A 23,651-nucleotide genomic window follows, 5' to 3' on the forward strand; every position below is an offset into this window, starting at 1 on the left:
TGTTCCTCCGCAGATAGGCGCTCAAGTAATTTAATGATATTTGGTTTCGATAAATGGTTTGAATGCGGCGTTTCCGGTTCCGATGTCACTTTTATCCAATATTTGCAAATGCTCAGCGCCATCCTTACTAAACCGGGCAAACATATAGCGCTCATCCCCGGGATTCAAGCTATGGGCCAAGGGCAGATACGAAAGGTTAAATTTATCGATAACTTGATATTTTTGATCGTATACGGTCATTTCGTCAGCAATATGTTTATTTTCTTCGCGGTTTAGATAAAACCATACGGGTCTTGCATAGAGAAAGGAACCGCTTGCGTATAAATGAGTGAGAAAATTCCTTTTTATTGGTACAACCTCTATTTGTTTGCCTTCCAGATCCGACGAGTACTGAACTGTAGATCGGCTGTCGTTCTCATCACCGTAAAAATACGAGAAATATAGCTTATCGCCGGCAATTCCGGAGATTATGGCGTTTCCATTGTCGGTATTTTCAAACATGGGCGAGACGTTGCTGGTCTTAAGGTCATACCGCATGGTTCGGTACATGTTTTTGCCTGACTCGAAGAAGTAAACATTACTGCGGTAAGGAATGATATCTAAAATATGGCCGGCTTCAAGACTTCCCGTATATATGGCTTGCGGTTTCGAGAAAATGCCACCGTTGAGATCGTACTTCATAATCTGATAATTTAATTCCGATTGCTTGGTGTAGCTCGAAGTTGAGTAATATACGACGCCCCTGTGAATGGCAATGGCATGCGGCGGGAAATCGAAGGTCATTATTTCTTTTCTTTTCGCCCCGTCCAGAGATACTTCAATAAGCTCCGTTTTCTGGGAGTTTTCTTTTTCAAAGCCGGGTTTGAGCCGGAGGGTATACAGCTTTCCGTTCTGATACTCAAGAAATCCATTATCTGACGGTATGTTGAAATAAGCGCGGCAGTTGGGCTTCTCGTCGATCTTGGTATCGTCGCAATCCGCGTTTGGACGATTGTCCAGCAGCACGGGCTTCATCGTATTTTTGTCGGCATAATACATATAATTGGCATTTAAAAAGTAATAGCCGTTTTTGCTGGCTGCCGTTTGAATCCTATGATTCTGTTCGTGAAAAACATATTGGTAGTCCGTCTCGCTGTTGTATTCGCCAGGATCATTCGCCTTGTTATTGCACCCCGATAAGCAGATGGGGATGATGGCGGCAATTAGTGCAAAGCAAAAAGATTTCTTATTCATTTTGTTTGACTCCTAGGGAAAAGGAATTCGCCTTTTGGACGATATGAACTCCAGAAAGGCGAACTCTTTTTATTTATTTAATAGTAAACATTAGGACGGTTATTTAATGTTGGTTGAATCCTTCCGATACCCTCCGTTGTAACTAACCTCATGGACTCCGGATGCCGAGAGGGATTGCGGATTGAAATGATTTGCGGTTGTACTTACGCTTGAGGAACCCGTGTGGTTTTACTGCTAATTCCGCCTGTTACTGATGTCGCTTCAAATGAATTGATTTAAAGGATAAATACCCCAATTGAACGTAGCATAACGGGAAAAAAATGTAAATAACATTAATCGTTAATTTCGAGACTGCCTTGCCTGAATTAATGCAAACGTTTCACCATTAGTCTATCGTCAAGTTCATTTTATTTCACGAGTGAAAGCATGAACTTCTTTTCGTATATGGGCCTAATGTCTTGGCTATTATTATTTAATCAATAAAATTCTACATAAAATAACATTTTTTTAGTTTTAAAAAGGGGAAAATAGTAATATATTACTATATTTAATTATCCGGAATAGTAATAGTATGTATGTATAATACAAAATTTTCCTGATAATTGCTTAAACAGGCGTCATCTGTTATTGCCCTACCCTAACTATTATTTATTATAATTGTAAGATAAAACTTACTACAAAGGAGGTACTTGATTAACAGCTTCTTCCCACTCACATAAGGGGTAAAATTTAATAAGGGGGATTCAAATGATTGACCTTTTTGGAATTGCCGTATCACAACAACCATGGATTAATCTTTCCGATGTGGAAATAAAGAAAATATATCTGTGGAATGAGTTGTTTAATAGAACGGGAATAAAGACAGACACTGCCAAACTTCCAGTTCGAATAGGAAAACTTCAGAGGCAAGAACTTGTAAAGAAAGAACAATTACTTGTTTCAATCATGCAAGAAGAGGTGAGTCCGCTAAAAAAAACAATGTCGGGCCTTTATTTAATCATTCTTACGAACCAGGACGGTGCGGTACTTGATATTATGGGACCCGATACAATCATAAGCTACTTGGAATCCGTAGATGTTGGCATTGGAACTTCTTTTTGTCTTGAACATGCTGGAATAAATGGCATATCAATGGCCATGCAAATGGATTCATTAGTGGCCGTCAAAGGTTTTGAGCATAGCTTAAAAATTTTTGAAAAATGGAATTGTATTTGTTCTCCGATTAAGCACAAAGACCAAAATCGCGGCTATTTGGAGATTTCGGTTTCTATTTCAGATGATGTAAAATTAATAGTTCCTTTGCTGGAGCGGATAGTGACAGATATTGAATTTAGTATTCAGTTAGCTGATCCTGGCATGAAGAAAGCAAAAATTTATGAACATTTTGACCAGTATGGTCTGACAAATCGGGAGAAGGAAATTGGATTTGGTTGGCTGCATAATGAAAGTGCAATACATATTTCTTTATGTTTAGGTATTTCAGAAGCAACTGTGCGGCATACTCTAAAAAAGATTTATAGCAAAACTAAGTGCTACGATAAGGGGGGATTCATAAGAAAGTTTATGAAATGATACCCTATTTATGGTATTTACTAGGATGTTCAGCTAGCGTATTATTAGGTTATAAGCAGCTGAGTGATGGCTAAGGGAGGCGGGAGGTTGAAAATTAAAGAGTTTATTTCCATCGAGCATAAAATTACTTTCATTATTATAGCCGCTAGTACAACAGTTGGTTTCATTTATGGGTTAGCATTTGATGAAGGTTCGAACATAACTCGCATGGACTTTTCCGGCAATAACTTTGCCAGTATTTTTTTTCAAATACTTTCGCATAACTTTTTAATTTCGTTGCTAGTTTTATTGTTATCCATATTTTTTTATGTAGGTTCTTCTGTTCCCGTTATGTTGACTTACTTTATATTCGGAGATAGTTTCGCGGTTATTGCTAAGAAAAATGGCATTTTAACAGCTTTCGCAACTTATCCGCATCTCATATTTGAGACTATTCAGATATTGTTGGTTTTATCGATAGCATTTAAAATATCTGGGAAAATATTAGAAATGGCTTCTTTAAAAAAGAAAAAAAATATTGGAGTTCGCGAGCGAATTCCTATGAACCTTATGGTTGCTTTGGTTTTTATGGTTTTGGCTGCAGTTACTGAGACAATCAGAATAGGTTACTTTTAAAACGTTAAAGATAGCTCAGCGAATGCTGGGATCCTTTAATCATGCAGGGGGACGCTATGAAGAATCAAAAGCTATTATTTTTCTTAACATTGACTGTATACATACTGATAGTAATCGTATTGAATTTTACTATAAAAAAGGGAGAGATTCTGGCTGTAATTAATAAAACGGCAAATTTATCGGACGATCAACTGATAGGTGCGATTGTGGTTGGGACCGTAATGACATTGGGTGTCTTGGCTGTAATCTTGGTCCTGATAAGGATTTTGCTTCAATTGGTGTTTAAGTTCATTTATAAAGGTTCGAAGGAGAGAACTTTTCTTAACGAATCTTACTTTGTTCCATTAACCTTCAAATTTATTTTGTTAATTACGGCGCAGCTTATGTTAGTCTTTGGAGTCTTATCCAGTAAATTGTGGATAAACATTGTTGTTATTCTTTTGTATACTCTGTATGTTTTGTTTTTTAATAATTTTGAAAAAATGAAAAAGGACAAGGGGGTTCAAATTGTTACAGGAATTTTATTAATCTTGGCCATTTAGGCTTATTTGGGGGCACGAAAGGAGGTGAAAAATATGTTTGAATTAGTAGCAACAGGGATTGCGGCTGATGTAGCAGCTAATGTTATTGACGCTATCTTGAACGGCTGGAGCATTGTCGCAGCACTGACGCTTATTGCTGGACTTGCTGGCGGAGCGGCAGCTGCACTGGAAGGCGCTCTTTCTCTCCTGATCAAATGGGCAGGAAGAAAAACCATTATCGCTTGGTAATCTAAGGTAACAACAAGGAGTAAGGAATGTATTAGATCCTCACAATACTAATACATTCCTTATTCCTATTCCTTTTTCCATAGAGCAACTGCCGACACCGCTTTATTAGCAGTATATCACAAAAAGAACGAATTATGCATGTATGATTTAAAAGTTGGGAATTAATTTGGAGTCTTGATGAAATCATAGACCAGGGTTGGAGGCAAAATGAACGCTGCATATATGTACCTAGCTCTTTTTTTAAAAAAGTATTACCGAAATTCATTTGAAAAGAAAATGTCCTACATTAGTACTGAATTTAGTTACCTTCATTCTAATATTTGCGCTTTGCTCAGCAAATTGTTTTCCGTTGTTGAGATTTTTGCGTTGTGTGTCATGCCCATATCCGCTTTTTTTTATTCGGCAATGTTCAAATACATTTTAATTGCTATTTTATTTATTGTATATATTTTAAAGATGAAGGAATTGAATGTGCGTAGTTTTAGAATGTTTTTTCATAAATTATTTGTTAAAGAAGCTGTTTTTCAATTTTATGGGATCGTTTTAATTTGTTTGAATTTAATGTTCTCGCTAGATATTAAAATATATGTCATTTTACTATTTTTACTCGGAATATCTTTTATAAATGTACAACGCTACTCCAGCGTCTTCATATATGCTTATTCTGCTATTTATTTGGCTCTTGCGATCTATTCTATTCATAGTTTTGAAGTTATTCTATATTGTGTTATATTATTCATGATTATGGTTGGTATGCTTTATTTTTACAGATACAGAGTGTTAAAATATAAAGAATATAACTTCAAAGAGAAGAAATCAAGCTTTTTAAGTATAAATTTGAAAAGGCTCATTAGAATGCTGTTTAGAAGCAAGCAAGAAATTGTCGCCTTTATATTCCCGTTCTACCTTCTTATATTTTTCTTTGCCAACTATATTTTACATAGCACAAATCAGATACTACTGGCTTCTGAAATACATAACATTGTTCTTCTTCTGGTTTATTTCTCTATTTATTATATTTACATCAAATTAAAAGTTTTGTCCTATGACGAATGTTTTTATTTTTCAACCACCAAATTGGAATTTTATAACATGGGCATTCTCTATAATTACTTCCAAAAGTTAGTTATTTTAATAGTATTCAATATTTTCAATGCAGGATGGGGAGTCATTTACTTACTCGCCTTGCTGAAGATCGATTGCAGCTTTCATAATATTTTGCTGCTGGGAACATCGCACTTTTTTATAACTATGATTTGTTTGTCTCCCAATATATTTGTTGAAAAAAATAAAGCTGATGTAACGAAGCAACCTGTGGATTTTCGAAGATACACCGGTTTAATTGAAGGTTTTTTAGTCATGTCGCTGTTTGTTACAATCAGTATTTATATCAATGTGAGCACCAATGAAGTGATTCCGAAAACGATAAAGGATACCCTTTTTAATATAGACCATGTTATTGATTTCGTGTTTTTGGCGGTATTGTTAGGGGCCGTTATTTCGGCAATAAAAACCGTTAATCACATTAGAATAGAGAAGCGAAATATTGAGAGGAGAATTTAAACTATGTATTTTCAATTGATCTTATTCGCCTTTTTGGCGTTGTACAGCATTCATACCTTAATTAAATCGTATAACGGGATTAAGAAAGGCGCTCATCCCAATTACTTGGTCATCGTTTTATCAATAATTGCTTTGATTGCATCGATTTTAGTATTGATTTTTCGCTTGGGAGGAATTAATGCGTGATCCTGCAATTAAATATTGATAAGTTTGCATTCGGCAAGAATGTGATTTTTTTAAATCAGGAAGTAAGTATCAGCGGCGGACATATGTTGGGGGTAGTAGGTGCGAACGGCACCGGAAAATCCACATTGGTCAATATTATAAACGGTAATTTAAAATCAACAGCAATATTAAAATATAACAATAAACCGCTAATACCCGGCTATAACAACACCATTGTATTCGTCTCTGATGATTTTATCGGGTTGGAGTATCTGACGCCTATAGAAGTCACACAGTACTTTTTACTGCTCTATTCCAGGAAGTTTGACGAAGTCAAGTTTAATGAAATAGTCAGTCTTGTGAACATGGACAAAGACACCGTTTTGAATCAAATGATTAAAACTTTGTCTAAAGGTACGAAGCAAAAAGTTATTTTTATCATTTACATGATGTTGGACAAGGATATTATTATTTTTGATGAAGGGCTTGAAAACATTGATGAAACTACGTTGAATCATATTTTAAAAGAATTGAAACAATGGACAAGCAACGATGCAAAGTGCTGCATCATCGCCACCCACAACAAGCTGATATTGGAATATGTGGACGAGTATATTTCTTTAGAAAGGCCGGAAGGTTATGTGGACGGTACGAAACTTACAACTATAAAAGGGAAGAAAAATAGTTGAGGGCGGTCAAATGAAAAATAAGCGTCTTTTGATGATACTCGGTATAGTGATTTTATGTTTCGTTGTGGTGAATGTGATTATATCCAAGTCAAAATCTTCTCTCACCAGCGTGACAAAAGTGCAGGTGGTTAAGGTGAATAAACAACAGATGTCGGATACCTTGATTGCTTCAGGTGTCATAACGCCTAGTGAGGAAGAGACCATATATAAAGATGAAACCATGGGATCGGTTAAAGATATATTTGTATATGAGGGACAGGAAATTACGAAGGATACTGAACTGTTTCGATACGATGAAGAAGAGATCGGGAATAAGATAACTTTGTTGGAAATTGCCAAGACGCGGCTAACCCTTGGACTTGAACAGCAGAGTGAAAAGCTGGATAATCTGGAGGCCGATTTTAAACATAATTTGAAAGATATTACACTTGTTGAGGAGTCAATTCGCCAGGCGGAGAAAGATAAGAAAGACTTGGAACGGCAGGTGAAGTATGCCATGCTGTCCATTAAGGAAAACGATATGGAAATGGAAAATCTTTTAAAGAAGAAAGATAAATTGGTCGTCAAAAGCACTATAGCAGGAGTTGTAGAGAAGGTTACCCGCAATGCGGGAGCACAAGAACCTATGATCCATATAGTATCTAATGAACCTTATAAAGTTAAGGGCACAATCACCGAATTTGATTCTGTGTTTGTAAAAACCGGCCAACCGGTAAAGGTAAAAGCCAAAGTATTTTCAAGTGAGATATGGAAGGGAAAGGTAGATACGATAAAGTTAAGCCCTGTTCAAAGCAGCACAAGTTCGACAGTAGAAAAGAAGGGATCTGTAACTTCATATCCTTTCGTAGTAAGCCTCATGGATAAACATGCTGAGCTGCAAGCAGGCTATCACGTATCTGTGGAAATAGAAATAAAAGCAAAAGATAGTGCACTTACCTTGCCGCATGATGCAACCTTTGTGCAAGATAACAAAGATTTTGTGTTTGTGGTTGAAGGCAACACGCTGTACAAGAAAGAAATAACGATCGGATTGATGAATGATCAGATTAAAGAAGTGCTTACAGGCGTTAATGAGGAAGATAACGTTGTCATACATCCAGCAGCAGATTGGAAAGAAGGAATGGAAGTGAAGGTTGATGCTGCATCTAAATAACATATGCAAAGCCTATAAATCCGATTCGCTTGAAGTGCCAGTTCTACATAATCTTAGCTTGTTGGTCGAACAAGGGGAATTTGTAGCTATAATGGGACCTTCGGGCTCAGGAAAGTCAACGCTTATGAGCATCATCGGATTGCTGGATACGATAACCTCCGGTACATACCTGTTGAATGGACAGGATGTATCGACATCTAGCGATAAGGAGTTGGCAAAATATCGTAACAAGCACATAGGCTTTGTTTTTCAACAATTTCATCTGCTCCCCAAATTAACTGCATTATCCAATACAGAACTTCCATTAATTTATGCCAGGGAGAAGAAAAGATCACGGATTGAAAAAGCGCATAGAGCTTTAGAAAGAGTGGGGCTTGGTGAGCGCAAGCATCATTATCCCAATCAACTGTCAGGCGGGCAAAAACAGCGAGTCAGTATTGCCAGAGCCATTATCAATAACCCCGATGTGATTCTTGCAGATGAACCTACAGGTTCTCTGGATACAAAGACAGGCGAACAAGTCATGAGTATTTTTTCCGAGTTTAACCGGGAAGGCAAGACGATTATTCTTGTTACCCATGAACCTGAAATAGCTCAGTATGCGCAAAGAACCATCCTTCTTCGAGACGGAAAAGTAGTAGAAGATCGGAGGATTTAGCGATGGACTTATGGGAATGCGTGAAGATGGCTATTACGTCTTTGTATGCGCATAAATTAAGATCGATGCTTACGATGCTAGGGATTGTTATCGCAGTGTCTTCTATTATTACCATTGTCGCTATCGGGCAAGGCGGCGAAGCTATTTTGAAAAAAAATTTCGTCGGTAATGGCAATAACTCGCTGGACATACTTTATCGAAAGCTGGAGACAGAAGGAGAAATAGAGCTGAGTGACGAAAAATCTACGGCCAGATTTGACGAGAGCGACGTCTTTGATCTGCAAAAGCTTCCTGAAATCTCAAAAATCATAACGATGAACTCCTCTTCTTCTGTGTTACATTATTTAGATAAGACAATGAATACTCAACTGATCGGAATGACAGAAGGATATTATGACGTATACCCTCTTGAGCTTGTATCAGGACGTTTTTTGACAAAGAGTGAGATCGAACAAGGGCGCAAGGTAGCATTGCTAAGTGAAAGTTCGCTTGAAAAATTAAGTAAAGGAAGAAGTGTAGTAGGAGAAATCATCGAATTGGAAGGAATATCTTTCAAAGTGGTGGGTATTTATAAAGAAAAAAAGAAAAGTTTACTAAATTTTGATATAAAAAAAACTCTTGTGCCTATTGCCGTTTGGCCTACTCTGTTCGGAGAGAATAACATTCATTCGCTGACTATTCAAGCCAAAGATTCCAGTAAGCTTCAGGAAGCTGGGCAGATGGCCGTTGACCTGCTTAATTTAAAATATCGAAGCAAGCAAACAAACGGAGAATATTATATTTTCAATATGGAGCAAATCCAGGAGTCCCTCTCCACGATCACGAATACGATGACCGCCATTATCGGCGGTATAGCTGGAATTTCATTGGTTGTAGGGGGGATAGGGGTGATGAACATTATGCTTGTTTCGGTCACGGAAAGAACGAGAGAAATTGGTATACGTAAAGCATTAGGAGCCACTCGGGGGAGTATTTTAGTTCAATTTTTAATTGAATCCATGATGCTAACGACATTAGGGGGAAGTATAGGCATATTGATCGGCACAGGTGGGGCCTACCTAGTGTCCGTGTTTACCCATTGGCCGCCACTTGTATCCATACCTGTGATTATTGGCGGGGTACTATTCTCGATGTCCATTGGTATTGTATTTGGGATGCTGCCGGCGAATAAGGCGGCAAAGTGCGATCCGAATGAATCCCTACGATATGAATGAGCCCATTCCGTCTTGGGATTCTCTCAAAAAGTCTTGTTGGCCTGTGAAACTGTAGTTCCATTGTGGAATATACAGAGATTCACAGGCCAAGACTTTTTCATTCATGGTTTTGACTGCCAGCTTGGCTAGTTTGGGTTAGCTTTTTGATCCGCTATTCCTGCTTCTGTATCTTAGCCGGGTTGTTGATTTTGTAAGGAACGGGGTGCTTGGTCAGCTTTTTGGCGACGATTTTGCCCTCGAATGTGAGGGTGTCTCCGACTTCCAGCTCCAGCTTCTTGAGTGTGGCGCTGTAGCTGGACCAGGCTTCGCCGATCGGCGTTTCCGGGTCGGTCATTGCTACGTTCTCGTAGATGATGACTTCATCGTCGTTATCGGAGAAGTGGTTCGGCACCGTCGTGAATTCCTTCACGGTCGCGGTCATTTTGACTTTTTCCTCGGGCAGCTCGAGCTTGGGGGCTTTTTCTTTTTTGCCCTTGGCTTTGGCCGGAGCGTCGGGGGCGGGCTCTTGTGCCGCGGGAGGTTCCGCCGGGGGAGCTACGGTCTCGGGCTCCGCTGGGATTGTCGCCGCGGGAGCAGCGGTCTCTGGCTCCGCCACGGTTTCCGCCGCGGGACCGGCAGGCTCGGCTGCGGACTCAAGGGGCGCGCTCTCCGGCTCAGCGGCTTCTTCGACGGTGGCGGCAGGTTTTTGCCCGTAGTTAGCTGCTTGCATTTCCTTCAGGAAGGAAGGGTGAATGCAATGTTTTTGCATGTTGTCCAGCTCGATGACGGCCGTTATTTTATCGACGAAACCGATGAGCCGGCAGGGCAGCGTCATGCCGTTCCTTTTGTAGAAGAACGCTTTGGTTTTGGAAGCTTTTTCGGACAGCAGCCCCCATTCTTTGCATTTTTCGATTTGCGCAGCCTCGTCTTCGAAGGCATTATAGGTTTGGGGCTCGATTATGAACGCGTATACCATCGCTTCTCCGCCTTTCTTCATATACAGCTCTAGTGTACCATTTTTCCACGGAATTGAGGCATATTGCTTCAGTATTTCCCGGCAAAAAGAGGCCGATACGAATGTATCGACCTCAGGCTGTTGAAAACCCCCCCCCACATTAGAGGAGATAGTCATAATCCGTTCGACTGCACGAAGAAAACCTGCAAAAATACATGAATTTGCGTCCTTGATCGCTGTCTACGAACAATTCCTGCAAAAGTGCAGGCTTTTCACCAAACATATAGACTCATGCTCACTTTCAGCGAAAATTCCTGCACTTTTGCAGGTTTTCCGCCAAAATAAGCCAGTCTCGGAGAAAAAACCTGCACTTTCGCAGGTTTTCTCCCTAGCAACCTGATTTTTGCCCAGTCGTGTAGTTCCGTGACCTACAGTGGGAGAGAGGTGCGCGCCCAGAAAAAGCGGCTGTCCCCCAAATTAGTCACATCGTTCCCCTATCCCTCACAGAGTGTCGCGACTTGCTTGGGTAAAAAGAAGCCGATACGAATGTATCGACCTCCTTATGAGGCTTGCAAAGCATGGCGTGTTTCAATTGGCCTGCAGCGCTGTGGCCGATTTCGGCTGTTGCGGCTGCAGCGAAGGCGGAGGGAAGTACCCGACATATACGGCATAGGCGATTAGCTTATGGATGAAGGAAAGGTCCGGCGCTGCGCATCGAAGTCCTGAAGCCTGGAGGTAAGCCAAGGTGCGCTCGCATCCGTACTGGCAATCGGAATCTTTGGCGCCGTCTCCTTCCAGTTGGGCCATGGCCAGTGCCCGCGCTTCCTGACTGACGGCTTGGCCGTCATCCAAAAGCCAGCTCGTATAGGCGCCGAATTCCATCGTCTCCACCTGATAGCCGCATTCGTTCACGTACTCGATCAATCGGGAGTAAGGGAGCGGCTGAGGGTTGCATATGTGAAAGACGTGCCCGATGGCGTCGGGCTGCATGACAAGCTCCGCGATGGCGCTGCTGGCATAATCGATGGGCGTCAGATCGACGTACCAATCGGCCGCAGGCGCTTTGCCCAAGAGGAGCATGGCTTTCAGCATCCGATAGAACGCGTTGCTGTCGATATTGCTCTGGAACTTGCCCGTGACCGAATGGGAGGTCAAGTTCGCCGGGCGGTAGATGCTGGCGGCCACGCCCCGTTTGGCTGCGGCCAGCACGAGCTTTTCGGCTTCCAGCTTGCTGCTGGTGTACACACTGTCGACGTGCAGATCGGGCGAAAAGTCATCAAGCTCCTCGACGGAATCCCACTGCCGGCTAAGCGCCAAGTCTTCGGGAATGGCGATGGTGGAAATGTAGTGGAACCTGATGCCCGGCCTCGTTTCCGCTAATTCGAGCAGATGCCGCGTGCCCTGTACGTTCGTTTGCTCGAACTGCTCCGGACTGCCAAAATGCCGCACGTCGGCAGCGGCGTGGAGAATCGTCCCGACGTTCAGCTGCAGCTCGCGCCAGGTTTCGGCGGGCAGCCCGAGCCTTGGAGCCGACAGGTCGCCTTCCAGCACCTGTACCCGCTCGTTCATGAGCTCCAGCAGGCTGTCTCCGAAATAATGCTGCATCACTTCTTGCAAGCGGGCGGTTGCTGTCTTACCGGCCGCCGGCCGAATGATAGCGATGATGCTCTGCGAGCTTATTTTCAGCAGCTCGTACAAAAGATGCGAACCCAGATAGCCGGTGGCTCCGGTCAACAAAATGCGGTTCGTCCGCTCATGTCCATCGGCAGGCGCAACATTCACCGCGGCGCGATATTTGATGCTCGGCAGTTCATGCAGCATGGTGACACCGCCTGACCGGGCAGGCTTGCGAACGCTGCGCGGCTCGTCGGCAGCCTCGTCCAGCTCTTCCATTCGCCCGGCCAGCTCGTCCATCGTTTTATGCCGGAACAGATCCTGAATCGTCAGCGTCTGGCAGTGCGGCTTGAGATGAACGAGCACCTGGATGACCGCAAGCGAGTCGCCGCCGATTTGGAAAAAATCGTCCTCGATGCTGAAATGCTTTCTGCCCAGCTGATGTTCCCAGGCAGCCGCAATCAGCTGATGATAAGCGGTATGCGGCTGCTTGTCCTCGTCCACGAGCGTCTCCTCGGGCTCTTGTTCGATCGGGTAGGCCGCGAGCTTTTTGCGTTCCACTTTGCCGGTCGGCGAAAGCGGCATTGTCTCCAGCTGAATGAGCCATTTTGGCACGTAGTAAGCCGGCAGCTTGCTGTGCAGGAACGTTCTGAGCACGGCGGCGGACAGCGGAGCGCCGTCCATGGTTGTATAGTAGCAAGCCAAAGCTTGCTGGCCGTTCGCTTCCTTGACCGGTATGACGGCGGTATCCTGCACGTTCGGATACTTCGTCAAGTAATCTTCAACCGCGCCGAGCTCGATGCGGTGACCGCGAATTTTGACCTGCGAGTCTCTGCGCGTCACGTATTCGATCGTCCCGTCTTCGAGCAGCTTCACGATATCGCCGGATCTGTACACCGTTTCGCCGGGGACGAACGGGCTCGGAATGAAGGCTTCGGCCGTTTTGGCCGGCTGATTCAGGTAGCCTTTGGCCAGTCCCACGCTGGCGATGAGCAGTTCGCCGGGCACGTTGAGCGGGCACAACTGCAGCTCGTTATTGACGATATAAACCCGATAATTGCCGTTGGGTGTTCCGATCGGAATATGGGTAATTTGCGATGAAATCGGCCCGATAATAGGGTGATAGGTCGTACCGATCGTACATTCCGTAGGCCCGTACAAATTGTAAACGCTAATGCGGCCGTTCGACTTCGTTTGAAAAGACCGAACCTGCTCGCCGTACAGCGCTTCGCCCGCCGTCATCACAGCTCTTAAGCTGGACAGCTTGCGGAAGCCGTCTTCGGACAGGCGGACTGCCAGCTGATTGAAGAAAACAGTCGGGATGGCAGGGATAAGCGTCGTCTGCGTTCTGGCTACGGCGTCGGCGAAAGCTTCCACGGATACGCGTTCCTCTGCGTTCAGCAAAACCAGGTGGGCTCCCGCATAAAGCGCGCTGATCGTTTCCCATACGGAAGCGTCGAAGCTGAACGTTGCGAACTGGGTCAGCACGTCATTTTCCGTGATCGCGAACTTGTCCCGGATAAAAGCGCCAAGATTAACGGCTCCTTCATGGGCAAGCAGAGTCCCTTTGGGCTGTCCGGTAGAGCCGGACGTATAGATGACATAGGCCAAATCGCTTGGCTGTACGCCGGCATCCGGATTATGCGCCGGCAAGTCCGGCCATTCGTCGTCCACCCGCAGTATGTGCTTCACGTCGCCCAAGTCGGAGGCCAGCTCGCGCAAGCGCTGCTCGTGAGCTCCTTTGGTCAGCACATACGCAGCTTTCGTATCTCCGATGATGTAGCGGATCCGCTCCTCCGGATAGTCCGGATCGACGGGCACGTAGGCGCCTCCGGCTTTCATGACGCCGAGCAGGCTGATGATCGTATCCAGGCTCCGCTCCATGAACAGCGTGACGAAGTCGCCTTTGCCAAGTCCGCTGCGGATCAGCATGTGCGCGATCCGGTTCGCCTGCGCATTCATTGCCTCGTACGTATACGACCGCTCTGCGGAAGAGATTGCAGGACGGCTGCCGAACTGCGAGGCGGCTTGTTCGATCATGCCGTGCACGGTGCTTTGAGCCGGATATTCGAAAGCCGTATCGTTCAATTGCTCATAGAGCGCCAATTCATGCTCGGTTAAAATAGGAATCGAGCCCACATTTACGGAGCTGTCCTCCAATACGGCCTGCATGAGTTTAAAATAACCTTGCATGTATCGATGAATCGTCGATTTCTTGAACAGAGAGGCGTCATATTCCATAGATAGTTCGATGTGCATCGCATATTCCGTGAATGACCAATTCAGTAAGGCACGATCCTGCTCATCCGGCTTCCGGTTTAACGTCAGAAACGTTTCCGGCTGCTTCGCTGCGGGTCCCGGCTTCCCGTCCAACTGGGCGCGCACATCGTGCCACAGGTCGAGGAACGATGTGCTCCGCTCCAAAGTTACAACGACGGGAAGCGGGGCAAGCCGGCTGCCGGCTGCGCCGACGGCAATCTCGTTCTCGCCGGAGAAGCGGTATATCCATGCCGCATACAGGCTGAGCAACAGCCCCAGACGATCCTGCTCGTCTGGGTACTGCTCGCAAGCTTTGAGGGCGAGATCCATCGGCAATTCGGCCTTGACCGAAGCTTGCCGGTAAGTTCTGGATTGGCGTTCGTAATCAAGCGGGACAGGAAGAATGTACAATTCGTTTTCTGCCGTTGCATCCGATGGTTTTCTCTCTATGGTCATATGGAATCTCCCTCACCTTACTTTTTCTTGACGCGAAATTGTTTAATGAGTTCACTGAGCTCGTCGGCTGTAGAAGAAAGAACGTTTGAAGAGTTCACGATCGATTCTAGATGATGTTTTTGCTCGTCAATGGAATGGCTGATTTCACTTGCATTGGAAGCCGTTTTGCTGACGGATACGCTGAGTTCGTCGGCGTTGGCGGATATTTCCTCCGTTCCGGCCGATATTTGCTGGGCTGCGCTTGACACCTCCTGTACTTGCGCCGAAACATTTTTGGTCGCAGTCAAAATGTCGGTAAACAACCGGCCGGTTTCGTCGGCCATGATCATGCCTTTTTCCACCACTTCCGTACCGTGTCCCATCGCCTGCGAGGCTTGATGAATTTCGTTTTGCACCTCTTTGATCAGGGATGAGATTTGATCGGCGGATTGATGGGATTGTTCAGCCAGCTTGCGGACTTCTCCGGCGACTACGGCGAAGCCTCGCCCGTGTTCGCCGACCCTCGAAGCCTCGATGGCCGCGTTCAGGGCGAGCAGGTTCGTCTGATTGGCAATTCCGCTGAGCACGTCGAGAATGCTGCCGATCTCCTGAGAACGGCGGTCCAGCAAGTTGACGGTGACGGATGTGTCGCTGACGAACTTCGTAATTTGGCCCATCTGATCGGCCATATTTTTCACTACGGTGTCGCCCTGCACAGACTTGTTTTCGACCGCGCTGGCTTCGTCGGCCAAGCTCGAAGAGCTTTGGGCAATCGTCTGGATGACGGTGCTGATTTCGGTAATGGCCCGCGAGCTTTCGATACTGGACTGCTCTTGGTGCTTGATGTTGCCTGTAATCATTTTGATATGGGAATTGATCGTTTCCGCATGATGGTTGTTTTGCTCCGTCGTCGCATACAGGCTTCTGGCCGATTCCGCAACTTGTACGGACAACTCCTGCACTTTGAGGATCGTGTTGTTCATGGTACTGGCCATTTGGTTGAATTTCTCGTTGATGATGCCGAGATCGTCCTTGCCTGTGCGGAGCTCTACGTCCAGGTTGCCGGAACTGATCTGTTCGATACCGCGAATCAGTTCGCGAATGGGGGACAGCGTCCTCCTTACGATAAAGTATTGCAGGGCGATGATGACAATCAGGGAAGCGATAAGTATGGTAATGCCGTATGTAATGAGCTTGCTCAGCCCTTCGGGAATCGCTTTGGCGTCGGTATCCACGGCGAAATAGGCGAAAATATTGCCGTTCGCGTCCTTAATCGGATAAGCGATCGTCGTCCACGTCCCGAGCTCGTCGTTATATACGTCGGAAAAAGTTTCCTTCTTCGCGTTCAGCATGTTGCGAACCGTGTCCGCAATCACTTTAGGCTGCTCGTACATATCGCCAATCGTCAGCTTGGACTCTTCAAGCGGTTGAATCAAATGCGTCGGAACGACGCCGAGCGACGTTTTATTGCCGTCCTGCAGCTCGGTACCGAATATGTAAGCTTGCGCGATGGTCGGGTTGTACTTGCTGATGGAATCCATCAGGCCGCGAAGCTCGGTTTGTACAGCCCCCTGGTAGCTTTTCTCCTGCATCGCTTTTTGAACTTTGCCGGCATCCAGCTGTTTGAACCATGCTTCCGTGACAGTCTTGATCTGGCTGTGAAGCTGATTCATTAAAATATTTTTCTGAATAAAATAACTGGAAACGATGAGTAAAGCGCCGATTAAGAAAATATTAAACGATGATAACAAAAGATTTTTCGTAAAAAAAGACATGCTGATTTTTTTTCTCATCTGGTCTGTCCCTCCACTCGGATGAAATATGGGCCCTATTTGTCAAATGGTTTCACAATGCAACCACATCCCTTCTATGTTAATTATCGGCCGAAATTCACAAATATGAAATCATTTTAGCCCATCTCCTCAAAATTGTCGAATAATGGGAGAAGGTAATCCCTTTAATTAAAATGGGTGTAACGTATGAATTTTGACTAAAAAAGGGCCAAATTCGCCTGATAATGGTCTTTTGTTTTTCATTTTGTTTTTTTGTAAATAGTGACAAAGTGGGGAATTCGAAAATAAATCATAATCCTGTAGTCCTGAGTCTATGAGCCGCGAACTGAAGTAAGACAAATAGATGGACAGCGCTTGCTTGCCGATGGTATATTATGGGTTGTTTGCGGTTTCAATGGAGAGGATGTAGGGGACAGATGCGAGGCGGTACTACGGTAGTATAAATTGAAGGAGACTCAGTCTGAAGAATGTACGTTAGAACGGAGTGAAAAAATGGATCTGCAAATTTCCAGTAGTTTAAATAGTGCTGAAAAGACGTTTATTAGAGATAAAATGATTGAGTTTAATCTGCAGCATTTCCCTGATGATTTAAAAGGCAGGTATCAAGAAGTAAATCTATTTTTGAAGAACGCAGATGGTCAGATTTATGGCGGAATCGTAGGTGAAATTAGTTGGAACTGGTTGGAAGTACACTACTTATTTGTTGATGAGAAGGTGCGTAAATTAGGTTACGGGAAAAGACTTTTGTCTGAAGCTGAAAAAATAGCTAAAGAGAAAAAGTGCGATTTCATAAAACTTGATACTTTAAGCTTCCAGGCTTTAGATTTTTACAAAAAGCAAGGTTTTGAAGTATATGGAGTTATACAAAACGCTGGGGGTCACACGCATTATTATCTAAAGAAAGACCTTTGACTTCTTGTGGAGAACCTGGGTGGCCATTTTAGTAAAAATACTTCAACGACGTTTGCCACGGCGGAATGATTATCTACATAGCGGCAAAAAGACGTACCGTCCAAGTCCATGACAGGACTTTCGGTACGTCTTTTTTTGCTGCATTTTACAACATTTTGGCCAGCCCCTCGTAGTTCACGCACCACGTGCCGTCCTGGGGAAATCCCGGGGCGTGGGCGTCCGGCCCGCCCTGCCAGCCGGCAGCCATCATCGCCGCTGCGGTCAACAGTCCTCCGTTTCCGGGGAGGTAGACGGTTAACGGCTTTCTTTGATAATTGTGGCCGTTCGGCAAAAAGGTGTTGGTGATTTTATCCATCAAAAGGGTGTCCACCGCCAATTGTCCCTCGCCAAGTCTGGCTGCGGTCATGGCCGCCATCGGATAGTCCCAACCCCAGGTCGCATCCCAATCCCATGCGTTCATCACTTCGCGAAGGGTACGGCGCATCGTTTCGGGATCGACTTTAACGCCGGGCAGGACACCTAGCGGCGCTAGCATCGTCGGGTGGTCTTTCGTTCCGCCGCCACCGCTGAACGTATCGGGAGCTGTCTCTGCGGCTGCGTACAGCCCGTCTGCCGCAGGCAGCTCGCTCAAATGCTCCAGGATGTGCTCCCACTTCTCCGTTCGCGGCAGCCCCAGACGTTCTTTCCACGCATTCGCCGTCAATAATCCGAACGCCCAGTAAGACAGTTCGAAGGCGGGATTCATCGTCACCGCATGGTCGTATATTTCTTGCGCAGGGGCGACGGGCGGTCCGAGCACATACCGCTGCCGCCCGGCATCCCATTCGGCGAAGGAGGCCATGAACGCCGCGCTTTCGAAGACGAGCTCGGCGTATTTTTCCAGCAGTTCGCGCCCGCCCTTGATGCTGTACAGCAGCTCGGCGTAATAGATCGGATGCGGCTGCTGCCAGATCAGAAACGGCTCGATGTAGCAGGGCGCGTTGACGCCGTCCGGGGCCGCGCATTTCGGCCAGCGCGCGCCTTCGTAGCCTTGCGAAGCGGCCAGCGCACGGGCTTTGTCCAATATGCCGAAGTACCATTCCAGGCTGTTCTCCATAAGTTCGGTCCGGTTCCAGAGCGCGAAGTGGACGGAATGCCACCAGTGCATTTCCAGATGAAATTTGCCGCCCCAGCTGTTATGGGTAAGGCCGGACTCCGCCGGAGGCAGCGCGCCGGACGATTGGATGGCCGTCACATATTGCGAGAGCACGATTCTGCGCTCCAGCTCGTGCGCCCGTTTATCCTTGCTGCCGGCCAGCTCGATGGCGCCGCCTGAATGCCAGAAGCCGGCCCAGTGGCGCTCGCTTGCCGAGCGCACCGCTTCGAACGACGGCAGCTCTTCGCCGGCCGGTTCCGGCGTGCAGCGGAATCTCAGCTCCAATTCATCTTGATCCGGGGACGGGGTCAAAAGCAGCAAATGTTTGTCGCCTTCATCGCGCGCCAACGTCCCGTTCGTCCAGACCGCGTGCATGACATAACCGTCCTGATCGAGCCGGCGGCGAATTTGGACGGAGCGTTCACCTTGCCGCTCGATGTGCGTTTCATGCCGGTCCGGCTTGCCCCAATCGGCGGCGGCGAATTTCCATGTGCCGTAAGGAAAATGGAAGGCAATCTGCAGGCGTCCCTGGCGGATCAGGCCGGATTTGACGCGAACGGCGATCGTATCCTGGCGGGGGTGGCAGACGGTCGTGACTTCGGTTCCGCTTCCCGCCATGGCGAAGCTGCTGCGGATGACGCCCGACCACAGATCGAGAACTTGCCGGATGTCTTCCAAATCTTCATGGGACGTCTCATTTCCGTCCGGCAGCGTCAGCCGGAACCCGATCCTCCCCAAATGAAGCTTGTGCGGATTGAATTTCAGCCATTTGTAGGCATCGCTCGTCTGGCCGGGCGGCATATACGGAAAGCCGACGCCTCTCCCGCCGAAGGTAGGGAAATAGGTGAGCGGAAACTTTTCCACAGCATAGCCTTCGGGATTTGGGGAGGTGTGCCATGCCCAGTTGGCCAAATGGCCCAGCGGCACGCCCCCGTCCGCGTAAAGCCCGGGAAACGTCTGCAATCCGGTGGCATCGACGGTAAACGCGTAGTTCCCGTTGCCGACCGACAGGGAGGATAATTTGTCAAATCCGGAAATATGCGGATTATGGCGCCAGACGAGCGCTTTACGGTCTATCTTCATAAGGGCACCACACTTTCAAAACGATACTGGCCCGATCCAGCTCGTACTACGGCATAACCGTGCTCATGCCGGACGATTTCGACAGCTTCGGCGGCTGTAACCGGAACTCCGCTTTCCATCAGCGTTTCCATACGCAATGAAGGAACGTGAATGTCTGCTGTGCAGTTGGCGGGGATGTCCGCGTCCAGCGTCAGCCGGTTCCGTCCGCTGCGCTTCCATGCGACGCGAATGCGTCCGGCGGGCAGGCGGTGTTCGGCGGCGGCTTCTTCAAGGCCGTCAGGCAAAAAAGGCCGAATCGACAGCCTGTAGCTTTCCAGGCCGGGATCGTAGCGGTAGTCAATGCCGGCCAAGCCGCTGTACAGCCATTCCTCCAAATGCCCGAGCATGAAATGGTTTTGCGATTTGCCGACGGTCGGACCGTCCCACGCTTCCGTCAGCGCCGTCGCGCCGTGTACGATTTGGTAGCCGTAGCTGGGATGGCCGGTTTGGCGGGTCATTTCGTAAATGATGTCCGAACGGCCGTTTTGCGCCAGCGCGAGGAGCACGTAACGGTGCCCGATGTCGCCTGCGGTCGTATGCCACCCGCGCTGCCGGATATCTTCTATAAGGCGGGAAAGGACGAATTCCTTGTCGAAGGCGTCGGCCAGTCCCAAAACGAGCGGCATCGCGTTGGTCGTCTGGCTGCCGGTCGCATACTGCCGCGTATTGCGGTCGAAAAAAGCGGCATTGAACGCCGATTTGATCTGTTCGCGGAGCCGTTCATATTCGGCCGCGTCCTGATGGTTGCCGACGGCCTGTGCGATTTGCGCGAACACATCCGTCATATGGTAAAACATCGCCGTTTCGGTATGCGCAACCGGCGTGTTTTGGACAAAACCGGGAGGATCGTCTCCCGCATCGTACCAATCGCCAAGGCCGCCCGTCACGATCAACCGGTCGGAGCAGGCGGCCACATAATCGACGTAGGCTTTCATCCCGTCGTAGTGCTCCTCCAAAACCCGGCTGTTGCCGTACATGCGCAGCAGGTTCCAGCCTGTAAGCACGTAGGCGGCGCCCCAGGATACGGAATCGCGGAAGCAGCGCCACTTGTCGGAGAAGACGACATATTCCGGCGCCGTCGTCGGCACCATGCCGTCCGGCAGCTGCGCGTCGCGGATGTCTTCCATCGTTTTCACGAACAAAGGCTCGACATCGTAGTTGAAGGCGACGGAAGGGCCCATCAGATGGACTTGCTCCAGCCAGCCGAGCTTTTCCCGATGCGGGCAATCCGTAAAAATGCTTTTCATGTTGCTGAGCACAGCCCGGTTAATGATGTCGTGCGTCCGGTTCAGCATCGCATCCGAGCTGGCGAAGCGGCCGCGAACGTCCGCAGCCGGGTAAATCATCCGGCCTTCGAGTCGGACAAGCACGGGAACGTCCGCGTCATTGCCGGCACGATCGGCGGGAACCGCGCCTTCGATTTGCACATAGCGGAAGCCGTAGTAGCTGAAGCGGGGCGACCATACTTCCTCCTCGCTGTCTCCGCTTAGGATGTAGGTGAACCGGTACGGGGAGCCGGTCCATTTTTGGTTGGCGGTGCCGTTGTCCTTCAGCAGCTCGGCAGGCGACAAGACGACTTTCGCCCCCTTTGGGCCGCGGACGGCTATTTCCACCCAGCCTGCAAAATTTTGCCCGAAGTCTGCGACGTACACTCCGGGACCCGGATGCGAGATGCTCGCGGGCAGGAACGTTTCCATTTCCTTCAAGGGGAACGTCGCTTGCGGCTTCAGCTTGCCCGCAGGGGGGGCCGTTTCTTCGGCAGGCTCCCACGCTTCGCCGGGGGCGAAGCCGGGGCGATCCCAGCCCGCTTGCAGGAGCCGCGCGTCGAAATCTTCGCCCCCATACATGCAGGAAAAGACGACCGGCCCCGGCGCGGTGCGCCAGCTTCCATCGCTGGCAATCGTCGAGCTCGTGCCGTCGGTATACGTAATTTCCAATTGGACGATGCATGTGGGCGTGCCGAATGAACGCTTGAACTTCGTATAGCGGCCGCCTGTCACGTTGAAAAATCCGTTCCCCAGCATGACGCCAATCGCATTGGCGCCCTCGTTCAGTGCGCCGGTCACATCGTACACGGAATAAAGGCACGTTTTGTTATAGTCGGTCCATCCCGGCTCCAGCACGCTGTCACCGACTTTATGCCCGTTCAGCCGCAGTTCGTACTGCCCCAAACCGCATATATAGGCTCTGGCCCTCGCCACCGGCTTGTGTACGCGGAATTCGCGCCTGAACAATGGGAGCGGAGCCTGCGCGTTTGCCTGCGGCGCGCTGCTGCGCCCGCCGATCCATCGGGCCGACCAATCGCCCTGGCCGAGCAGCCCCATTTCCCACCAGGATACGGGGCTTTCGGTCATTCGGCCGCCGCTGTCCCAAACCTGAATCTTCCAATAGTAGCGGTTTCGGGATTGGAGGGGAGCGCCGTCGTAGACGATGTGCACGTTGTTTCTGCTTAAGCGTTTGCCGCTGTCCCATACGCTGCCGCCTGCGCTGTCCGTTACGATGATCCGGTAAGCGCTTTGCATTTGCAGGCGTTCGGCCGCCGGCGGGAAGCTCCAGCCGAAAGCCGGGCGGCCGACGCCGACTCCGAGCGGGCAGCGCTTGCTTTCCACATACATTTCATCCACTTGCATCGGTTCCGGTCTCCTTTACAATCACGATGATGTGCCGAAAATCGGCTGTGAAGCGGCGACGCTGATTGTCCTGAACTCTTTGCCGTAGTTTTTGGTCGGATCGTCCTCCCGGTACGGCCGGCAGGAGCAGTAAAAATGATAAAGCACGCCTTGGTGCGTAATGACGGACGGCTTATGGGCAAAAATGGAGTCAATGCTGCCCTCATCTCCGACTCGGATAATCGGTTCGGGGTATTTGTCCCAATGCAGCAAATCGCCGGAAAGGGCAATGCCTTCCTGCGCCTGCTTGTAATTGTAGCCGAAGTAATACATGACCCACAGGCCGCGGTCGGGGTCGTGCAGCACGCACGGGTCGCTGGCGAAGCCGCAGTCCCATTCGTCCGGAGTCACGGGCAGTACAGGATTGCGCTCGTATCTTTGCCATTGCTGCAAGTCCCGGGAGAAGGCGACTCCCGTCTGTTCGATCCATCTGCCTTTATTTTTGTTTTTGGCGTTATAGAACAAATAAAATGCGCCCTCATGCTCAATCAGACATTCTTTATAGAGCCCGCCTTTTTCCCAATCTGCGCCTTCCTCGGGGGTCAAAATCGGATCCGGGCATTTGTGCCACTCCAGCAGCCGCTCGTCCTCCGTCCAGGCAATTCCGATTTTCGCCGAGCCCTCTTCGTACCCGGTTTCGGGATAGGCGTGGTAGACGAGCCAGTATTTGTCGTTCCATTTTTTCAGAACGGGAGGGGCATCGATGCGATTCTCTTTCAAAATCCACGTCCCGGCTATATTGACGGAATCCCAGGCCCCATGCTCGTTGCGCTGTAAAATGACGCTCAGATGCTCCCAGTCGAGCAGGTTTTTGCTGACGGCCAAAGCCGTCTGGTAGCCGATGCCGTCGAATCCGACATACATCATGTAAAACATATCGTTATGCTGAAAAACGAAGGGACAATCCACGGCTCGTTCATCGAAATGGCCGGGTTTACCGGAACCGGCAAGAACCGGCGCGCCCAATTTGTAAGGCGTCATATAGGGCTGGATTTGCAATGCGGCACGCTCCTTTATTTTCGCTGGCTTTTATCGCGGATATTGCCATTTTCAGCTTACAATTAACCGCTTTCATGCTGTGGGGGGGATTGTATCCGATATATAGGTCGATGCTACCTTCGGCCGCCGGCCGCATTGACTTGGCAG

General features: G+C 48.0%; 18 protein-coding genes. 11 read left to right on the forward strand and 7 right to left on the reverse strand.

Annotated features, from left to right (window positions below):
• Positions 1 to 30: 30 nt before the first annotated feature.
• Positions 31 to 1,233, reverse strand: coding sequence for a hypothetical protein (locus tag AC6RNO_RS10675; protein ID WP_497105426.1), 1,203 nt, complete (start codon positions 1,231 to 1,233; stop codon positions 31 to 33).
• Between the two features lie 747 nt (positions 1,234 to 1,980).
• Between AC6RNO_RS10675 and AC6RNO_RS10680 the strand changes: the two genes are divergently transcribed.
• The 10 genes from AC6RNO_RS10680 to AC6RNO_RS10725 all read left to right on the forward strand — a co-directional run bounded on the left by AC6RNO_RS10680 (position 1,981) and on the right by AC6RNO_RS10725 (position 9,632).
• Positions 1,981 to 2,805 carry a helix-turn-helix transcriptional regulator gene (locus AC6RNO_RS10680; protein ID WP_497105427.1) on the forward strand — a complete coding sequence of 275 codons (825 nt, stop codon included), beginning with the start codon at positions 1,981 to 1,983 and terminating at the stop codon, positions 2,803 to 2,805.
• An 87-nt stretch (positions 2,806 to 2,892) separates the two neighbouring features.
• Entirely contained in the window at positions 2,893 to 3,420 is a 528-nt protein-coding gene (locus tag AC6RNO_RS10685) for a stage II sporulation protein M (RefSeq protein ID WP_497105428.1), read from the forward strand.
• A gap of 56 nt (positions 3,421 to 3,476) precedes the next feature.
• Entirely contained in the window at positions 3,477 to 3,962 is a 486-nt protein-coding gene (locus tag AC6RNO_RS10690; protein ID WP_474680151.1) for a hypothetical protein, read from the forward strand.
• Positions 3,963 to 3,995: 33 nt separating this feature from the next.
• Entirely contained in the window at positions 3,996 to 4,190 is a 195-nt protein-coding gene (locus AC6RNO_RS10695; RefSeq protein ID WP_474680152.1) for a hypothetical protein, read from the forward strand.
• Between the two features lie 207 nt (positions 4,191 to 4,397).
• Positions 4,398 to 5,753, forward strand: coding sequence for a hypothetical protein (locus AC6RNO_RS10700; protein WP_497105429.1), 1,356 nt, complete (start codon positions 4,398 to 4,400; stop codon positions 5,751 to 5,753).
• 3 nt (positions 5,754 to 5,756) lie between these two features.
• Positions 5,757 to 5,939, forward strand: coding sequence for a hypothetical protein (locus AC6RNO_RS10705; RefSeq protein WP_474680154.1), 183 nt, complete (start codon positions 5,757 to 5,759; stop codon positions 5,937 to 5,939).
• Positions 5,936 to 6,607, forward strand: a complete 672-nt coding sequence (locus AC6RNO_RS10710) for an ATP-binding cassette domain-containing protein (RefSeq protein ID WP_497105430.1) — start codon at positions 5,936 to 5,938, stop codon at positions 6,605 to 6,607. Before AC6RNO_RS10705 ends, AC6RNO_RS10710 begins: the two co-directional genes overlap by 4 nt.
• A 10-nt stretch (positions 6,608 to 6,617) precedes the next feature.
• Entirely contained in the window at positions 6,618 to 7,760 is a 1,143-nt protein-coding gene (locus tag AC6RNO_RS10715) for an efflux RND transporter periplasmic adaptor subunit (protein ID WP_497105431.1), read from the forward strand.
• Positions 7,744 to 8,418, forward strand: coding sequence for an ABC transporter ATP-binding protein (locus tag AC6RNO_RS10720; protein WP_474680157.1), 675 nt, complete (start codon positions 7,744 to 7,746; stop codon positions 8,416 to 8,418). Before AC6RNO_RS10715 ends, AC6RNO_RS10720 begins: the two co-directional genes overlap by 17 nt.
• A 2-nt stretch (positions 8,419 to 8,420) precedes the next feature.
• The gene (locus AC6RNO_RS10725; RefSeq protein WP_497105432.1) at positions 8,421 to 9,632 is read left to right on the forward strand and encodes an ABC transporter permease; all 1,212 of its coding nucleotides are present in this window, start codon (positions 8,421 to 8,423) and stop codon (positions 9,630 to 9,632) included.
• Positions 9,633 to 9,783: 151 nt separating this feature from the next.
• Here AC6RNO_RS10725 and AC6RNO_RS10730 read toward each other — a convergent pair whose 3' ends face one another.
• The 3 genes from AC6RNO_RS10730 to AC6RNO_RS10740 form a co-directional block, all read right to left on the reverse strand.
• Positions 9,784 to 10,587: a hypothetical protein gene (locus tag AC6RNO_RS10730; protein WP_497105514.1), complete on the reverse strand. Its 804-nt coding sequence runs from the start codon at positions 10,585 to 10,587 to the stop codon at positions 9,784 to 9,786.
• Between the two features lie 567 nt (positions 10,588 to 11,154).
• Positions 11,155 to 14,895, reverse strand: a complete 3,741-nt coding sequence (locus AC6RNO_RS10735; RefSeq protein WP_497105433.1) for an amino acid adenylation domain-containing protein — start codon at positions 14,893 to 14,895, stop codon at positions 11,155 to 11,157.
• 17 nt (positions 14,896 to 14,912) lie between these two features.
• Positions 14,913 to 16,667 carry a methyl-accepting chemotaxis protein gene (locus AC6RNO_RS10740; protein ID WP_474680160.1) on the reverse strand — a complete coding sequence of 585 codons (1,755 nt, stop codon included), beginning with the start codon at positions 16,665 to 16,667 and terminating at the stop codon, positions 14,913 to 14,915.
• A 492-nt stretch (positions 16,668 to 17,159) separates the two neighbouring features.
• Here AC6RNO_RS10740 and AC6RNO_RS10745 point away from each other — a divergent pair, with 492 nt between their 5' ends.
• Complete coding sequence (locus tag AC6RNO_RS10745; RefSeq protein WP_497105434.1) at positions 17,160 to 17,579, forward strand: GNAT family N-acetyltransferase; 420 nt, start codon at positions 17,160 to 17,162, stop codon at positions 17,577 to 17,579.
• Positions 17,580 to 17,724: 145 nt separating this feature from the next.
• On the opposite strand, the gene AC6RNO_RS10750 is transcribed toward AC6RNO_RS10745, so the two are convergent.
• Genes AC6RNO_RS10750 through AC6RNO_RS10760 form a run of 3 tightly spaced genes read right to left on the reverse strand, consistent with a single transcriptional unit; the run spans position 17,725 to position 23,504 of the window.
• Positions 17,725 to 19,797: a glycoside hydrolase family 65 gene (locus AC6RNO_RS10750; RefSeq protein ID WP_497105435.1), complete on the reverse strand. Its 2,073-nt coding sequence runs from the start codon at positions 19,795 to 19,797 to the stop codon at positions 17,725 to 17,727.
• Entirely contained in the window at positions 19,794 to 22,466 is a 2,673-nt protein-coding gene (locus tag AC6RNO_RS10755) for a family 78 glycoside hydrolase catalytic domain (RefSeq protein WP_497105436.1), read from the reverse strand. Before AC6RNO_RS10755 ends, AC6RNO_RS10750 begins: the two co-directional genes overlap by 4 nt.
• A 21-nt stretch (positions 22,467 to 22,487) precedes the next feature.
• Positions 22,488 to 23,504, reverse strand: coding sequence for a glycoside hydrolase family protein (locus tag AC6RNO_RS10760; RefSeq protein ID WP_497105437.1), 1,017 nt, complete (start codon positions 23,502 to 23,504; stop codon positions 22,488 to 22,490).
• Positions 23,505 to 23,651 lie beyond the last annotated feature (147 nt).

The sequence above is a fragment of the Paenibacillus sp. sgz302190 genome, from assembly GCF_059820445.1.

What these genes read in the sequence shown, in the direction of transcription:
- AC6RNO_RS10675 (WP_497105426.1), bottom strand. Translation starts at nt 1,233, where the DNA reads ATGAATAAGAAATCTTTTTGCTTTGCACTAATTGCCGCCATCATCCCC.
- AC6RNO_RS10680 (WP_497105427.1), top strand. Translation starts at nt 1,981, where the DNA reads ATGATTGACCTTTTTGGAATTGCCGTATCACAACAACCATGGATTAAT.
- AC6RNO_RS10690 (WP_474680151.1), top strand. Translation starts at nt 3,477, where the DNA reads ATGAAGAATCAAAAGCTATTATTTTTCTTAACATTGACTGTATACATA.
- AC6RNO_RS10695 (WP_474680152.1), top strand. Translation starts at nt 3,996, where the DNA reads ATGTTTGAATTAGTAGCAACAGGGATTGCGGCTGATGTAGCAGCTAAT.
- AC6RNO_RS10700 (WP_497105429.1), top strand. Translation starts at nt 4,398, where the DNA reads ATGAACGCTGCATATATGTACCTAGCTCTTTTTTTAAAAAAGTATTAC.
- AC6RNO_RS10705 (WP_474680154.1), top strand. Translation starts at nt 5,757, where the DNA reads ATGTATTTTCAATTGATCTTATTCGCCTTTTTGGCGTTGTACAGCATT.
- AC6RNO_RS10715 (WP_497105431.1), top strand. Translation starts at nt 6,618, where the DNA reads ATGAAAAATAAGCGTCTTTTGATGATACTCGGTATAGTGATTTTATGT.
- AC6RNO_RS10720 (WP_474680157.1), top strand. Translation starts at nt 7,744, where the DNA reads ATGCTGCATCTAAATAACATATGCAAAGCCTATAAATCCGATTCGCTT.
- AC6RNO_RS10725 (WP_497105432.1), top strand. Translation starts at nt 8,421, where the DNA reads ATGGACTTATGGGAATGCGTGAAGATGGCTATTACGTCTTTGTATGCG.
- AC6RNO_RS10730 (WP_497105514.1), bottom strand. Translation starts at nt 10,587, where the DNA reads ATGGTATACGCGTTCATAATCGAGCCCCAAACCTATAATGCCTTCGAA.
- AC6RNO_RS10735 (WP_497105433.1), bottom strand. Translation starts at nt 14,895, where the DNA reads ATGACCATAGAGAGAAAACCATCGGATGCAACGGCAGAAAACGAATTG.
- AC6RNO_RS10740 (WP_474680160.1), bottom strand. Translation starts at nt 16,667, where the DNA reads ATGAGAAAAAAAATCAGCATGTCTTTTTTTACGAAAAATCTTTTGTTA.
- AC6RNO_RS10745 (WP_497105434.1), top strand. Translation starts at nt 17,160, where the DNA reads ATGGATCTGCAAATTTCCAGTAGTTTAAATAGTGCTGAAAAGACGTTT.
- AC6RNO_RS10750 (WP_497105435.1), bottom strand. Translation starts at nt 19,797, where the DNA reads ATGAAGATAGACCGTAAAGCGCTCGTCTGGCGCCATAATCCGCATATT.
- AC6RNO_RS10755 (WP_497105436.1), bottom strand. Translation starts at nt 22,466, where the DNA reads ATGCAAGTGGATGAAATGTATGTGGAAAGCAAGCGCTGCCCGCTCGGA.